16 protein-coding genes are annotated in these 14974 nt (G+C 65.0%); 4 read left to right on the plus strand and 12 right to left on the minus strand.

Features of this window, described 5'->3' with window-relative positions:
* Positions 1-20: 20 nt before the first annotated feature.
* From AUP43_RS06805 to AUP43_RS06820, 4 genes are all read left to right on the plus strand, one after another.
* Positions 21-326 (plus strand): hypothetical protein, encoded by a 306-nt coding sequence (locus AUP43_RS06805; protein ID WP_067554185.1) that lies wholly within the window; start codon positions 21-23, stop codon positions 324-326.
* Positions 327-395: 69 nt separating this feature from the next.
* Positions 396-1550, plus strand: coding sequence for a bifunctional 2-C-methyl-D-erythritol 4-phosphate cytidylyltransferase/2-C-methyl-D-erythritol 2,4-cyclodiphosphate synthase (locus tag AUP43_RS06810; protein WP_067554188.1), 1155 nt, complete (start codon positions 396-398; stop codon positions 1548-1550).
* Between the two features lie 18 nt (positions 1551-1568).
* Positions 1569-2030: a phosphatidylglycerophosphatase A family protein gene (locus AUP43_RS06815; RefSeq protein WP_067554191.1), complete on the plus strand. Its 462-nt coding sequence runs from the start codon at positions 1569-1571 to the stop codon at positions 2028-2030.
* A gap of 8 nt (positions 2031-2038) precedes the next feature.
* Entirely contained in the window at positions 2039-2524 is a 486-nt protein-coding gene (locus AUP43_RS06820; RefSeq protein WP_067554194.1) for a CinA family protein, read from the plus strand.
* Positions 2525-2640: 116 nt separating this feature from the next.
* Here the strand turns inward: AUP43_RS06820 and AUP43_RS06825 are convergent, their stop codons facing one another.
* The 12 genes from AUP43_RS06825 to secG all read right to left on the minus strand — a co-directional run bounded on the left by AUP43_RS06825 (position 2641) and on the right by secG (position 14965).
* A complete protein-coding gene (locus tag AUP43_RS06825) occupies positions 2641-3132 on the minus strand; it encodes a type II toxin-antitoxin system RatA family toxin (protein WP_067554197.1) in 492 nt (163 codons plus the stop codon).
* Positions 3132-4127 (minus strand): lipoyl synthase, encoded by a 996-nt coding sequence (lipA, locus tag AUP43_RS06830; protein ID WP_067554200.1) that lies wholly within the window; start codon positions 4125-4127, stop codon positions 3132-3134. Before lipA ends, AUP43_RS06825 begins: the two co-directional genes overlap by 1 nt.
* A 30-nt stretch (positions 4128-4157) precedes the next feature.
* Complete coding sequence (gene lpdA / locus AUP43_RS06835) at positions 4158-5573, minus strand: dihydrolipoyl dehydrogenase (RefSeq protein ID WP_067554203.1); 1416 nt, start codon at positions 5571-5573, stop codon at positions 4158-4160.
* Between the two features lie 24 nt (positions 5574-5597).
* Positions 5598-5960 (minus strand): cupin domain-containing protein, encoded by a 363-nt coding sequence (locus AUP43_RS06840; protein WP_067554206.1) that lies wholly within the window; start codon positions 5958-5960, stop codon positions 5598-5600.
* A 20-nt stretch (positions 5961-5980) separates the two neighbouring features.
* Positions 5981-7309, minus strand: a complete 1329-nt coding sequence (locus AUP43_RS06845; protein WP_067554209.1) for a pyruvate dehydrogenase complex dihydrolipoamide acetyltransferase — start codon at positions 7307-7309, stop codon at positions 5981-5983.
* Positions 7310-7334: 25 nt separating this feature from the next.
* Positions 7335-8717, minus strand: coding sequence for a pyruvate dehydrogenase complex E1 component subunit beta (locus AUP43_RS06850; protein WP_067554212.1), 1383 nt, complete (start codon positions 8715-8717; stop codon positions 7335-7337).
* A gap of 69 nt (positions 8718-8786) precedes the next feature.
* On the minus strand, positions 8787-9842 hold the full coding sequence (gene pdhA, locus AUP43_RS06855) for a pyruvate dehydrogenase (acetyl-transferring) E1 component subunit alpha (RefSeq protein ID WP_084462622.1): 1056 nt from the start codon (positions 9840-9842) through the stop codon (positions 8787-8789).
* Between the two features lie 226 nt (positions 9843-10068).
* Positions 10069-10416, minus strand: a complete 348-nt coding sequence (locus AUP43_RS06860) for an FtsB family cell division protein (protein WP_232314903.1) — start codon at positions 10414-10416, stop codon at positions 10069-10071.
* A gap of 211 nt (positions 10417-10627) precedes the next feature.
* Entirely contained in the window at positions 10628-11902 is a 1275-nt protein-coding gene (eno, locus tag AUP43_RS06865) for a phosphopyruvate hydratase (RefSeq protein WP_067554219.1), read from the minus strand.
* A gap of 112 nt (positions 11903-12014) precedes the next feature.
* Positions 12015-12863 carry a 3-deoxy-8-phosphooctulonate synthase gene (kdsA, locus tag AUP43_RS06870; protein ID WP_067554222.1) on the minus strand — a complete coding sequence of 283 codons (849 nt, stop codon included), beginning with the start codon at positions 12861-12863 and terminating at the stop codon, positions 12015-12017.
* Between the two features lie 16 nt (positions 12864-12879).
* Positions 12880-14508 (minus strand): CTP synthase, encoded by a 1629-nt coding sequence (locus AUP43_RS06875; protein WP_067554225.1) that lies wholly within the window; start codon positions 14506-14508, stop codon positions 12880-12882.
* 127 nt (positions 14509-14635) lie between these two features.
* Positions 14636-14965, minus strand: a complete 330-nt coding sequence (gene secG / locus AUP43_RS06880) for a preprotein translocase subunit SecG (protein ID WP_067554227.1) — start codon at positions 14963-14965, stop codon at positions 14636-14638.
* Between the last annotated feature and the right edge of the window lie 9 nt (positions 14966-14974).

Consider the following 14974-nt stretch of genomic DNA (forward strand, 5'->3'; position numbering starts at 1 on the left):
GGCAATCAAGGGAGCGCGCCATGTCCATATCCGGTATCGGGTCGACCTATACGCCGCCGGTCGGTGGCGCAGGCACCGGCCAGCATGACTCCAAGGTCAAGGGGCGGTCGGCGGAGGATGAATTCCTCTCCTATATGGAGAAAACCCCGGCAGAGCGCATGCGCGAGGCTATCCTGGGGTCCATGGGCATGACCGAAGAACAACTTGCCGGCATGGATGCGGCGGAGCGCGAAAAGATCGAGCAGAAGATCCGCGAGACCATCCGCGCCAAGGTCGAGGAAGACACGGAAAAACGCACCGGCATGATCGTCGACATGTCGGTCTGACGATCTCCGGCCGTTTCCAGGCCAGCATCGCGGTGGAATTTGCCGCCGCGCCGGCATAGGCTCGCGCCCATGTCGAAGAGCATCGCCCTTATCGTCGCCGCCGGTCGCGGCCATCGCCTCGGCGGTACGCTGCCGAAGCAGTATCTGCCGCTGGCCGGCCAGCCGGTGCTGCGCCGCACCGTGCGCTGTTTTCTGGACCATCCCGCCATTGACAGCGTACGGGTGGTGATTCACCACGACGACGCGCCGCTCTATGCCGAGGCACTGGACGGCCTGGCCTTGCCCGCCCCGACCCCGGGCGGCGCCACCCGGCAGGACAGCGTGCGGCTGGGGCTGGAAGCGCTGGCCGGGGATGCGCCGGATTTCGTGCTGATCCAGGATGCGGCCCGCCCGTTCAGCGACGCCGCCACCATTGACCGCGTGCTGGCGGCGCTGGCCGAACATCCCGGTGTCGTTCCCGCCCTCGCCGTCGCCGATACGCTGAAGCGCGCCATCGATGGCCATATCGAAACCACGGTGCCGCGCGCGGGCCTGTATCGCGCACAGACGCCGCAGGGCTTCCGCTATGCCGATATTCTCGCCGCCCACCGCGCCGCCATCGGCCAGGAACTGACTGACGATGCCGCCGTGCTGGAGGCCGCCGGCCGCACGGTGGCGCTGGTCGCCGGATCGGAGGAGAATTTCAAGATCACCACGCCCGAGGATATGATGCGCGCCGAGATCCTGCTGTCGCTCGCCCGCGAGAGCCGCACCGCCGGCGGCTTCGACGTGCACCGCTTCGCCCCAACCGGCGATCACGTCATGCTGTGCGGCGTCGCCGTGCCGCACGACGCCGGGCTCGAAGGCCATTCCGATGCCGATGTCGGCCTGCATGCCCTGACCGACGCGCTGCTGGGCTGCCTCGGCGCGGGCGATATCGGCCAGCATTTCCCGCCGACCGACCCGCAATGGCGGGGGGCGTCTTCCGACCGGTTCCTGGCCCATGCGCGCGGCCTGGTCGAGGCGCGGGGCGGGCGGATCGTCCATGTCGATGTGACGCTGATCTGCGAACGCCCGAAAATCGGCCCCTATCGCGACGCCATGATCGACCGGGTGGCGGGGATATTGGGCCTGGCCGCCGACCGGGTCAGCGTAAAGGCCACCACGACCGAGAAGTTGGGCTTTACCGGCCGGCGCGAAGGCATCGCCGCGCAGGCGATGGCCACCATCGACTTGCCGCGATGACCCCCTGATGAGCCGCTCATGAGCCCCTGGCACCCGGCCTATATTCTGACCACCTGGTTCTGGGTCGGCCGGATTCCCATTGCGCCCGGCACCTGGGGATCGTTGGCCGCCCTGCCCTTTGGCTGGATCATCATGGCGGAAGGCGGCCCCGCCGGCCTGCTGGTGGCCGCCGCGATCCTGTTTGCCGTCGGCTGCTGGTCCAGCGCGGCCTATGCCAAGGGTATCGGCCGCAAGGATCCGGGCTCCGCAGTGATCGACGAGGTGGTCGGGCAATGGATGGTGCTGGCGGTGCTGCCGCTGGATGTCTGGGCCTATGGCCTGGGCTTCGCACTGTTCCGGCTGTTCGATGTCACCAAGCCCTGGCCGGTCTCCGTCGCCGACCGTAAACTGACTGGTGGATTCGGCATCATGGCGGACGATGTCGCCGCCGGGCTTTACGCCATGGCGGCGGCCGCCCTTCTCGTTCACTGGTTCTGGTGAGGCTGACGATGATCGACGAGGCTCTGCTCACCCAGGCAAAGGCCCTGCTGGAGCGCTGCAAGGCGGCGGGCGTGATGGTGGCGACGGCGGAATCCTGCACCGGCGGGCTGATCGCCGCCACGCTGACCGAGATCGCCGGGTCTTCCGCCGTGGTGGATCGTGGCTTCGTCACCTACTCCAACGAGGGCAAAATCGACATGCTGGGCGTGCCGCCTTTGCTCATCGCCGAGCAGGGCGCGGTCAGCGAGCCGGTCGCCCGCGCCATGGCCGAAGGGGCCCTTGCCCGCTCCGCCGCGCAGGTGACGGTGGCGGTCACCGGCATTGCCGGCCCTGGCGGGGCAACCCCGACCAAGCCGGTCGGTCTGGTCCATTTCGCCGTTGCCCGGACGGGTTCCAAGACCGTCGCCCATCACGAAGTCTTTCCCGGTGACCGCAGCGCGGTGCGCCGCGCCACGGTGGAAAAGGCGCTGGCGATGATCGGCGAGGCGATTTAGCCCCCCCTCCTTCGTCATGGTCGGACTTGATCCGACCATCCAGCGAACGGCACCGCCTGCCTGGATCCTCGGGTCAAGCCCGAGGATAACGATAGAAAGAATCCTGAGCGCCTAAATCAATCGGCTGAGGGGTTTGTCCCCGCCGCAGCACCGCCATACAGCGCATGCGCCCGAGTCTCGAAGGCACCCACCATGCGGCGGACAGCCTCGTTGAACAGCACCGAGATCAGCTTCTGCAGCAGGACGGAGCGGAATTCGAAATCGACATAAAAGTCGATCATGCAGCCTTCCGTGCCAGGCGGGCTGCCGGCCGGTGGCTCGTGCGGCAGGAAAATCCAATGGTTGTTCAGGTATTTGAACGGACCCTCGGTATAGGTCACGTCGATCCGCATCTTCTCCCGGTCCAGTTCGACCCGGGAGGTGAAACGCTCGCGCACCATCTTGAAGCCGATGATCAGGTCGGCGACCAGCAGCCCCGGCTCGCGCTTGCGGATGCGCGCGCCCAGGCACCAGGGCAGGAACTCCGGGTACTTCTCCACATCGGCGACGAGATCGAACAGCTTTTCCGGCGCGTAGGGCAATACGCGCTGCTCGGCATGTGTCGGCATTACTCCGCTGCCGGAGCCGAGACGGCTGCACCGCTGACGGTGGGCGCGATGCCCAGCTTCGCTTCGCGCGCCGCGCGCATCTTCGCGAAATCCGCGTCGGCGTGATAGGAGGAGCGGGTTAGCGGCGAGGAAGCCACCATCAGGAAGCCCTTGTTGTAGGCCTTCTTCTGGAAGCTGGAGAACTCGTCCGGCGTCACGAAGCGCTCGATGGCGGCGTGCTTCGGCGTCGGCTGGAGATACTGGCCGATGGTCATGAAATCGACGTCGGCGCTGCGCAGATCGTCCATCACCTGCGCCACCTCCTCATTGCTCTCGCCCAGGCCGACCATGATGCCGGACTTGGTGAAGATCGACGGGTCCAGCTCCTTCACCCGGTCGAGCAGCCGCAGCGAATGGAAATAGCGCGCGCCCGGCCGCACCGTCGGGTAAAGCCGCGGCACGGTCTCCAGATTATGGTTGAACACGTCCGGCCGGGCCTCGACCACGACTTCCAGAGCGCCTTCCTTGCGCAGGAAATCCGGCGTCAGTATCTCGATCGTGGTGTTCGGCGCTTCCTCGCGCAGCCGGCGGATGACGCGGGCGAAATGCGCCGCCCCGCCATCCGGCAGGTCGTCGCGGTCGACCGAGGTGATGACGATATGCTCAAGTCCCAGCTTGCCCGCCGCCTCGGCCACATGGTCCGGCTCGTGCGGGTCCAGCTTGTCCGGCATGCCGGTGGCGACGTTGCAGAAGGCGCAGGCGCGGGTGCACACACTGCCCAGGATCATCACCGTGGCGTGCTTCTGCTTCCAGCATTCGCCGATGTTCGGGCAGGCGGCTTCCTCGCACACCGTGTTCAGGTTGAGCGAGCGCATCAGCTGCCGGGTCTCGTTATATTCCTTCGAGACCGGGGCCTTCACGCGCAGCCAGTCCGGCTTGCGGCGCTGCACGGGATTGTCCGGACGGTGCGCTTTTTCCGGATGGCGAACCACCGGCTTCACCTCCACGGAACTCATGAGGCTATATCCTTATTTCGGTATCAGACCCTAGAAGTGGATAACCCGGCCGTAAGCGTCAAGCACGGATTCGTGCATCATCTCGGAGAGTGTGGGATGCGGGAAGACGGTGTGCATCAGCTCCGCCTCCGTGCTCTCCAGCGTGCGGGCGATGGTATAGCCCTGGATCAGCTCGGTCACTTCCGCGCCGATCATGTGCGCGCCCAGCAGCTCGCCTGTCTTGGCGTCGAACACGGTCTTCACCAAGCCCTCCGGCTCGCCCAGCGCGATGGCCTTGCCGTTACCCATGAAGGGGAAGCGGCCGATTTTCACCTCGTATCCCGCCTCCTTCGCCTTCTTCTCGGTCATGCCGACGGAAGCGACCTGCGGGCGGCAATAGGTGCAGCCGGGAATATTTTTGGTGTCCAGCGGGTGGACATCCTTCAGCCCGGCGATCTTCTCGACGCAGATGACGCCCTCATGGCTGGCCTTGTGCGCCAGCCATGGCGCACCGGTCAGATCGCCGATGGCATAGATTCCCGGCTCACCGGTGGCGCTGTAGGGGTCGGTGACGATATGCGTCTTCTCGACCTTCACCTTGGTGCCTTCCAGGCCGAGATTCTCGACATTGCCGACGATGCCGACGGCCAGGATCACCCGGTCCACGGTCAGCTCGCTGGCCTTGCCGCCGGCCTCGATGGTCGCGGTGACGTTGTTCTGGCCTTTCTTCAGCGCCTTCACCCCGGCCGAGGTGACGATCTTCATGCCCTGCTTTTCCAGCGCCTTGCGGGCGAAGGCGGAGATTTCCTCATCCTCCACCGGCAGGATGCGGTCCATCACTTCGACGACCGTGACATCGGCGCCCATATCCTTGTAGAAGCTGGCGAATTCGATGCCGATGGCGCCCGAGCCGACGACCAGAAGCGATTTCGGCATGGTTTCCGGCACCATCGCTTCCTTGTAGGTCCAGACCAGCTTGCCGTCCGGCTCCAGCCCCGGCAGGGCGCGCGCGCGCGCGCCGGTGGCCAGGATGACGTTCTTCGCGGTCAGATCGGCGGCCTTCTTGCCGTCCTTGCCAGTCACAGCGATCTTGCGCTGCCCGCCGGCGGTGCCGTCCAGCTTGGCCGTGCCGTCGAACACGGTCACCTTGTTCTTCTTCAGCAGATGCTTCACGCCGCCGGAAAGCTGGGAGGCCACCTTGCGCGAACGCTCCACCACCTTCTTCACATCGAAGCTGATATCCTTGGCGGAAAAGCCGTAATCGCCCAGATGGTCGAGCATGTGCTTGACCTCCGACGAGCGCAGCAGCGCCTTGGTCGGGATGCAGCCCCAGTTCAGGCAGATGCCGCCCAGATGCTCGCGCTCGACCAGCGCCGTCTTCATGCCGAGCTGCGAGGCGCGGATGGCGGCAACGTAGCCGCCCGGCCCGCCGCCGACGACGATGAGGTCGAAAGAAGTATCGGCCATGATCACAAACTCCCCGGCTCGCGCCTAAAGCTTCTGCAGCACCTCGACGGTGCGCTCATTACGGATATTGCCCGTGTTCAAGGTGGTGTCCGGCTCGATCAGCATGACGCTGACCTCCTCGGTCAGGGCAATCGGCAGATGCTCGACCTGCCGTGGAACGATGATGAATTCGCCCGGCTCCAGATCGACGTCGCGATCCCGGAACCGCATGCGCAGACGCCCCTCGATCACGAAGAACATCTCGTCCTCGGTCTCGTGATGGTGCCAGACGAACTCGCCTCGCAGCTTCACCAGCTTGATGGCGGCGTCGTTCACCTGGCCCACCAGGCGGGGGCTCCAGGGCTCGGCGAAGCGCGACAGCTTGTCGGCCAGATTCACCTTCTCCATGGCAGCCCCCTTCCCGCTGCCTAGAGCAGCATCGTCATCGGATCTTCGATCAGCTTCTTGAAGGCGGCCAGAAATTCCGCCCCGATGGCGCCGTCGACCACGCGGTGATCGACCGACAGAGTGCAGCTCATCACCGTGGCGATGGCCAGCGCGCCATTCTTCACCACCGGCCGCTGCTCGCCCGCACCGACCGCCAGAATGGCGCCCTGCGGCGGGTTGATGACGGCGGCGAAATCCTTGATGCCGAACATGCCGAGGTTGGAGATCGAGAAGGTGCCGCCCTGGAACTCCTCCGGCTTCAGCTTGCGCTCGCGCGCCCGCTTCGCCAGATCCTTCATCTCGGCGGAAATCTCGACCAGCCCCTTGGAGCCGGCATCGCGGATCACCGGGGTGATCAGCCCCTCGTCGATGGCGACGGCGACCGAGATGTCGACCTGGTCATAGATGCGGATGGCGCTCTCGGTCCAGGTGGCGTTGGCCGCCGGCACCTTCTTCAGCGCCAGCGCCGTCGCCCGGATGACGAGATCGTTCACCGACAGCTTGTAGCCGCTGTCGCCGGCCTTCTCGTTCAGCTCCTTGCGGACCGCCAGCAACTTGTCGATCTCGCAATCGATGGTCAGGTAGAAATGCGGCGCGGTCAGCTTCGATTCGGTCAGGCGCTTGGCGATGACCTTGCGCATGGAGCTGTTCGGCACCTCGGTATAGGAGGGCAGGCCCGGCACGTCCGGGTTGCTCTGCGGCAGCGCGGCGGCAGCGGCCGGAGCGGCGGCCTGCGGCGCACCGGCGGCGGCGGCCGGAGCCTTCGCCCCGCCCTTGGACAAAGCCGCCTCGATATCGGCCTTCACGATGCGGCCGTTCGGGCCGGAACCGGTCACCGCGGCAAGGTCCAGCCCGGCCTGCTCCGCCATGCGGCGGGCCAGCGGGCTGACGAACAGACGCTCTCCCTTATCGGCGGCGGCAGGCTGAGTGGCCGGCTTCGCCTCGGCCTTGGGGGCCTCCTGCTTCGGCTGTTCCTTCGGGGCCTCGGCCTTCGGCTCCTCCTTGGGGGTCTCCGGCTTCGGAGCCGGCTTGGACTCGCCGCCTTGCTCGATGGCGGAGGCGTCCTCGCCCTCCTCCAGCAGGTAGCCGATCACTTCGTTGACCTTTACGCCCTCGGTGCCGTCAGGCACGACGATCTTACCGAGAATGCCCTCATCGGCCGATTCGACCTCCATGGTGGCCTTGTCGGTCTCGATTTCCGCGATGACGTCGCCGGAGGAGACCTGGTCGCCCTCCTTCTTCAGCCATTTGGCGAGCGTCCCTTCGGTCATGGTCGGCGACAGCGCCGGCATCAGAACCTTGATCGGCATGGTGGTGTTTCCCCTCTAGCGGCGCTTAGCGATAGCAGACGGCCTTCGCCGCCTCCACGATGTGATCCGACTGCGGCAGCGCCATCTTCTCCAAATTCGCGGCGTAGGGAAGCGGCACGTCGATGCCCGCGACCCGCTTCACCGGCGCATCGAGATAATCGAAGCATTCTTCCATCATCAATGCAGCCAGTTCGGAGCCGATGCCGGCGAAGGGCCAGCCCTCCTCGCAGGTGACGAGGCGGTTGGTCTTCTTGACCGACTCGATGATGGTGGCGGTATCCAGCGGGCGAATGGTGCGCAGATCGATCACCTCGGCGTCGATGCCTTGCTCGGCCAGCGCCTCGGCGGCCTGCAGCGCGCGGCCGACCATGATGGAGAAGGCCACGATGGTCACGTCAGCGCCGGCGCGCACCACCTTCGCTTTGCCGATAGGAACGGTGAACTCCTCGGATTCCGGCACCTCGAAGCTCTGGCCGTAGAGCAGCTCGTTCTCCAGGAAGATAACGGGATTGTCGTCGCGGATGGCGGATTTCAACAGGCCCTTGGCATCGGCCGCCGACCAGGGCGAGACGACTTTCAGGCCCGGGCAGTGCGCGTACCAGCTGGCATAGCACTGGCTATGCTGGGCGGCGACGCGGCTGGCAGCCCCGTTCGGGCCGCGGAATACGATGGGGCAGCCCATCTGGCCGCCGGACATATACAGCGTCTTGGCGGCGGAATTGATGATCTGGTCGATTGCCTGCATGGCGAAGTTGAAGGTCATGAACTCGACCACCGGCCGCAGCTTCTTGAACGCAGCGCCCGTCGCCAGGCCGGCGAAGCCCTGCTCGGTGATCGGCGTATCGATCACGCGCTTCGGGCCGAACTCGTCCAGCAGACCCTGGCTGACCTTGTAGGCGCCCTGATACTGGGCGACTTCCTCGCCCATCAGGAACACCTTCTTGTCCAGCCGCATCTCCTCCGCCATGGCGTCGCGCAGCGCCTCGCGGACGGTCTGGGTCTTGGTGCTGGCGAAGTAGCGATCCTCGTCGGTCGCCGGCACGGCGGCCTTGGGCTGGGCCGGTGCGGCGGGCGCCTTGGCCTCGGCCTTCGGCGCCTCCTGCTTCGGCTCTTCCTGCTTCTCTGGCTTGGGGGCCGGGGCGGCCTTCGCGTCGTCAGCCGATTCGCCCTCTTCCAGCAGCATGGCGATAGGCGTGTTGACCGCCACGCCCTCGGTGCCGGCCTCGACCAGGATCTTGCCCAGCGTGCCTTCGTCGACCGCCTCGACCTCCATGGTCGCCTTATCGGTCTCGATCTCAGCCAGCACGTCGCCGGCCTTGACCGCGTCACCTTCCTTTTTCAGCCAGTTCGCCAGCTTGCCTTCCGTCATGGTCGGCGACAGCGCCGGCATCAGAATTTCGATGGGCATCAGGACCCCCTCACCAGTTTCCCGGCAGCGCGCCTCGCGCCGGCCGGATGTTGTTTTCCAGAATTACGCTCAGGCCTCGACCAGCACGTCGGTCCACAGCTCGGACGGATCCGGCTCCGGGCTGGTCTGAGCGAAATCGGCGGCGTCGGTGACGATGTCCTTCACCTCGCGGTCGATGACCTTCAAGTCATCCTCGGACACGCCCGAATCGAGTAGCATCTTGCGTACATTATCGATGGGATCGCGTTCCTGGCGCATCTTGTTGACCTCCTCCTTGGTCCGGTACTTGGCCGGATCGGACATGGAGTGGCCGCGATAGCGGTAGGTCTTCATTTCCAGAATATAGGGGCCCTTGCCGGCACGGGCATGGGCCACGGCCTTCTCGCCGGCTTCCTTGACGGTCAGCACATTCATGCCGTCCACCACCTCGCCGGGAATGCCGTAGGCATGGCCGCGATGCGCCAGATCCGGCCCGGCGGCGGCGCGCTGCACCGAGGTGCCCATGCCGTACTGGTTGTTCTCGATGATGTAGATGACCGGCAGCTTCCACAGCGCGGCCATGTTGAAGCTCTCATAGACCTGACCCTGGTTGACCGCGCCATCGCCCAGATAGGTCAGGCACACCCGGTCGGTATCGTCATACTGGTTGGCGAAGGCGATGCCGGTGCCGATGGGCACCTGCGCGCCGACGATGCCGTGGCCGCCATAGAAATTCTTCTCGCGGCTGAACATGTGCATCGAGCCGCCCTTGCCGCGCGAATAGCCGCCGCTGCGGCCGGTCAACTCGGCCATCACGCCGCGCGATTCCATGCCGGTCGCCAGCATGTGGCCATGGTCGCGATAGGAGGTGACGACCGAATCGCCTTCCTCAAGCGCCGCCTGCATGCCCACCACCACGGCCTCCTGGCCGATGTAGAGGTGGCAGAAGCCGCCGATCAGCCCCATGCCGTAAAGCTGACCGGCCTTCTCCTCGAAACGGCGGATCAGCAGCATCTCGCGATAATAGAGCTTCAGCTCCTCCGGGGACGCCGCAACGGAAGCCGTGGGCTTCTTCGCCGCAGGACGTCCGGTGCGTTTGGCGGCGCCGCCGGACGCTGCCTTGCTGGTGGTGCTCGCCTTCGCCATGACGTTTCCCCTCGATCTTTCCGGGCAATGCCCCGAGCGGTTGCCGAGCGGCCATACACATGTCGGCAGGCCGCAGAATGGATAGGGATCGGCCGCGGCGCTCAACGAATAATTACCGCAGGACCCGGCTCTCCCTGCTGCAACAAGTAATGGAAACAACCGCCCCAATCAAGGGCGGCTAAGAAATTGTAAAATAAGGAAATTTACTGAATTAACTTAATTTAAGTTAATTCTGCGCTGCGCCAACCGGAAGGCGCGCCACCATGGATGCTGCAGTGCGGTCGTCGGGAGCCGTTGGATAGGCAGGCGTAATTGGCGCACCCTTCGCACCCGCATTCAAAATCACCACCTCATCGGGCCGCTGCAAATTCAGCATCAGCCGCGCCCGTTCTTCCAGCATGTCAGGGTCGATATGTGCCGGCTCCAGCAGCGTGACGCGGCGTTCGAGTTGCCGACGGACGCTGGAAACCTCCTGCAAGGCCGATTCGGCCAGGGCGATCTGCTGGTCGACCTGGCGCCAGGCGAGGATGCCACGGTCGCCCTGAACCGCGTGATAGACGAAATAGCCGAGCAACAGAGCTCCGCAAACCGGCCCCACCACATGCCTTGCCCGACGGCGTATTTCGCGTGTCACATCCATAGGTGGATGGAATCACACTCGATTCATTAACGTCAAGCGCTAGTGATTCGATTCGGTAATAAGAATCAGTCTGTTGCGGAAATGACTCATAAAAAGAGGGCCGGTATAGTACCGGCCCTCACAAACACCTACCAGCGGTAGCCGGTTAACGCCGGACACCTTGCCCGGCATAGCGCGCGGCCGGACCCAAACTCTGCTCGATGCGGATGAGCTGATTGTACTTCGCCATGCGGTCGGACCGGCTGAGCGAGCCGGTCTTGATCTGCCCGCAATTGGTGGCGACGGCCAGATCGGCGATGGTCGCATCCTCGGTCTCGCCCGAGCGGTGGGACATGACGGCGCGGTAGCCGGCGCGGTGCGCGCGCTCCACCGCCTCCAGCGTTTCCGACAGGGTGCCGATCTGATTTACCTTCACCAGGATGGCGTTGGCCACACCACGGCCGATACCGTCCGACAGACGCTCCGGGTTGGTGACGAACAGATCGTCGCCGACCAGTTGCACCTTGCCGCCGACTGCCTCGGTCAGGGCCTTCCAGCCGTCCCAATCATCCTCGGACATGCCGTCCTCGATGGAGATGATCGGATAGCGGGCGCACAGATCCTCATACACGTTCACCATGGCGGCGGAATCGAGCGTCTTGCCCTCCCCCTCCAGCGCGTATTTGCCGCCCTTGAAGAATTCGGTGGCCGCCGAATCCAGCGCCAACGCGATATCGTCGCCGGGCGTGTAGCCCGCCGCCTCAATGGCCTTCATGATGAAGCCCAGCGCTTCGTCAGCGCTTTTCAGGTTCGGCGCGAAACCGCCCTCGTCGCCCACATTGGTGCTGTGGCCGGCATCCTTCAGCTGCTTCTTCAGCGAATGGAACACCTCGGCGCCCATGCGCACTGCCTCGGCCAGGCTGTCGGCGCCGACCGGCATGATCATGAATTCCTGGAAATCGATGGGATTGTCGGCATGCGCGCCGCCATTGATGATGTTCATCAGCGGCACCGGCAGGGTGCGCGCATAGGCGCCGCCGACATAGCGGTAGAGCGGCTGGCCCAGATCGTCGGCTGCCGCCTTGGCGACCGCCATGGAGACGCCCAGAATGGCGTTCGCGCCCAGACGCGCCTTATTCGGCGTGCCGTCCAGATCGATCATCAACTGGTCGATATGCACCTGCTCGTCGGCTTCCAGGCCGGATAGCGCATCGAAGATCTCGCCATTCACCGCATCGACGGCCTTCTGCACGCCCTTGCCGAGATAGCGGCCCTTATCGCCGTCTCGCAGCTCCAGCGCCTCATGCGTGCCGGTGGATGCGCCCGACGGCACGGCGGCGCGGCCCATCGCGCCGCTATCCAGCGTCACATCGACCTCGACGGTCGGGTTGCCGCGGCTATCGAGAATTTCGCGGGCAGTGATATCGATGATGGCGCTCATGGCGGACGGACCTCCGGAGATGAAACGAAACGGGCGGGCGACTCATAGCCGCCCGCCCGGTGGATGACAAGTCAGACATCCCTCGCCCCTGCCCGGGTGAGGGATGGTCGGGTCAGCCGATGGAAACCGGGTTGGCCTTGGCCAGCCGGTCGAAGGCGAGCAGCGTTTCCAACAGGGCCGGCATCTCCTTCAGCGGCACCATGTTGGGGCCGTCCGAGGGCGCATGGTCGGGGTCCTGGTGGGTTTCCATGAACACGGCGGCGACGCCGATGGAGAGTGCAGCGCGCGCCAGGATCGGCACGAATTCGCGCTGGCCGCCGCTGCTGGTGCCCTGCCCGCCCGGCTGCTGCACCGAATGCGTGGCGTCGAACACCACCGGAAAACCGGTCTGCGCCGCCATGATCGGCAGCGCGCGCATGTCGCTGACCAGCGTGTTGTAGCCGAAGCTTGCGCCGCGCTCGGTCACCAGCACATTCTCGTTGCCGCTCTCGACCAGCTTGGCGACCACGTTCTTCATATCCCAGGGGGCGAGAAACTGGCCCTTCTTCACATTCACCGCCCGGCCGGTCTTGGCGGCAGCCACCAGCAGGTCGGTCTGACGGCACAGGAAGGCCGGAATCTGCAGCACATCCACCGCCTCGGCGACGATGGCGCACTGATCCGGCTCATGCACGTCAGTCAGCACGGGGCAGCCATAGGTCTCGCGCACCTCGGCCATGATCGGCAGGCTCTTGGCCATGCCCAGGCCGCGCTCGCCCTTGATGCTGGTGCGGTTCGCCTTGTCGAACGAGGTCTTGTAAATCAGCCCGATTCCCAGCTTGCCGGCGAGCTCCGACAGCGCGTGGCTCATCTCCAGCGCGTGCTGGCGGCTTTCCAGCTGGCACGGGCCGGCGATCAAGGTGAAGGGAAGCTCGTTGCCGATTTCCAGCCCGCCGACGCGGACCCGACGCTGCACGCTCATGATGCGACCTTTCCGATCAGACCAGCCGCGACTGTTCCACGGCGGCCTTGATGAAGGAGGTGAACAGCGGATGCGGCTCGAACGGCTTGGATTTCAGCTCCGGGTGGAACTGCACGCCGACGAACCAGGGGTGGGTCGGGATTTCGACCACTTCCGGCAGCTCGCCATCCGGCGACATGCCGGAGAAGCGCAGGCCCACCCGCTCCAGCCGGTCCTTGTAGTTGATATTCACCTCATAGCGATGGCGATGCCGTTCGCTGATCAGGGCATTGCCGTAGATCTCGCGCAGCTTGCTGCCGGCCGACACGGCGCACTCGTAAGCGCCCAGGCGCATGGTGCCGCCCATATTGCCGTCGGCGGACCGGCGCTCGATCTGGTTGCCGCGCGTCCATTCGGTAAGTAGGCCGACCACCGGCTCGTCGCAAGGGCCGAACTCGGTGCTGCCGGCGTGCGGCAGCTCGGCCAGCGAGCGCGCCGCCTCGATCACCGCCATCTGCATGCCGAAGCAGATGCCGAAATAGGGCACATTGCGCTCGCGCGCGAATTTCGCCGCGGCGATCTTGCCCTCGCTGCCGCGCTCGCCGAAACCGCCTGGCACCAGGATGCCATGCACATCCTCCAGGAAATGCACGGCATCCTCGCGCTCGAAGATTTCCGCATCCATCCAATGCAGATTGACCTTCACATTGTTGGCGATGCCGCCATGGGCCAGCGCCTCGGCCAGCGATTTGTAGGCGTCGAAGACGGAGGTGTATTTGCCGACCACGGCGATCTTCACCTCGCCTTCCGGCTGGCGCAGATGACCGGCGATGGTCTCCCACACGGTCAGGTCCGGCTCGCTCTCGGCCTGCATGCCGAAATGGCGCAACACCTGGGTGTCCAGCCCCTGATTGTGATACTCGATCGGCACGGCATAGATGGTGTCGACATTCAGGGCCGGAATCACCGCCTCGTGGCGCACATTGCAGAACAATGCGATCTTGCGCCGGTCGTCGCTGGAGATCGGCTTTTCCGAACGGCACAGCAGCATGTCGGGCTGGATGCCGACCGACAGCAATTCCTTCACCGAATGCTGGGTCGGCTTGGTCTTCAATTCGCCCGCCGCGCTGACATAAGGCAGCAGCGTCACATGGATGAACATGGCGCGCTCGCGCCCCATCTCGTTGCCGAGCTGGCGGATCGCCTCCAGGAACGGCAGGCTCTCGATATCGCCGACCGTGCCGCCGATCTCGCAGATGATGAAATCCTCGCCATTCACGTCGGCCCGCACGAATTCCTTGATCGCGTCGGTGACGTGCGGGATGACCTGCACGGTTGCGCCCAGATAGTCGCCCCGGCGCTCGCGCTCAATGACAGTCGAGTAGATCTTGCCGGTGGTGACGTTGTCGCTGCGGCGCGCCGGAATGCCGGTGAAGCGCTCGTAATGGCCGAGGTCGAGGTCGGTTTCCGCCCCGTCATCGGTAACGAAAACCTCGCCATGCTGCAGCGGGCTCATGGTACCCGGATCGACGTTCAGATACGGGTCAAGCTTGCGCAGCCGCACGGAATAGCCGCGCGCCTGCAGCAGCGCACCGAGCGCCGCCGACGCCAAACCCTTTCCGAGAGAGGAAACCACGCCGCCGGTAACGAAGATGAATCGCGTCATGGAACTACAAACTATCCGAAGAGCGCCCGGCCGTCACCGGCGAAAGCGCGAGGGAGATAAAAGACATACGGAAGCGAATGGTCGCGGCGGTTACCACGACCATTCGAAACTCTGGCATCGCCCGCCGCTACTGCGCGACAGGCGCGCGCGGCGTTGCCGGCGTCGACCCTGCGGGGAGTGTGGAGGATGGGGCGGGGGCAATATCGTCCACGATGGACCGCGACTTCGTGCTGCCGCCGGCCATGATGGCCAGAACCAGGCTGGTCGCCATGAAGCAGGCTGCAAGGATAGCCGTGGTGCGGGTCAGGAGATTGGTCGTGCCGCGCGCGCTGACCAGGCCACCGCCGCCACCGCCGCCGCCAATACCGAGTCCGCCGCCTTCGCTGCGCTGGATCAGCACCACGCCGATCAGCACGAGCGCCAAAAGGCTATGGATGACCAGGATGATCGTGGTCATGAAAAGAAA

The organism is Oceanibaculum pacificum (assembly GCF_001618175.1).
Lineage (GTDB): Bacteria > Pseudomonadota > Alphaproteobacteria > Oceanibaculales > Oceanibaculaceae > Oceanibaculum > Oceanibaculum pacificum.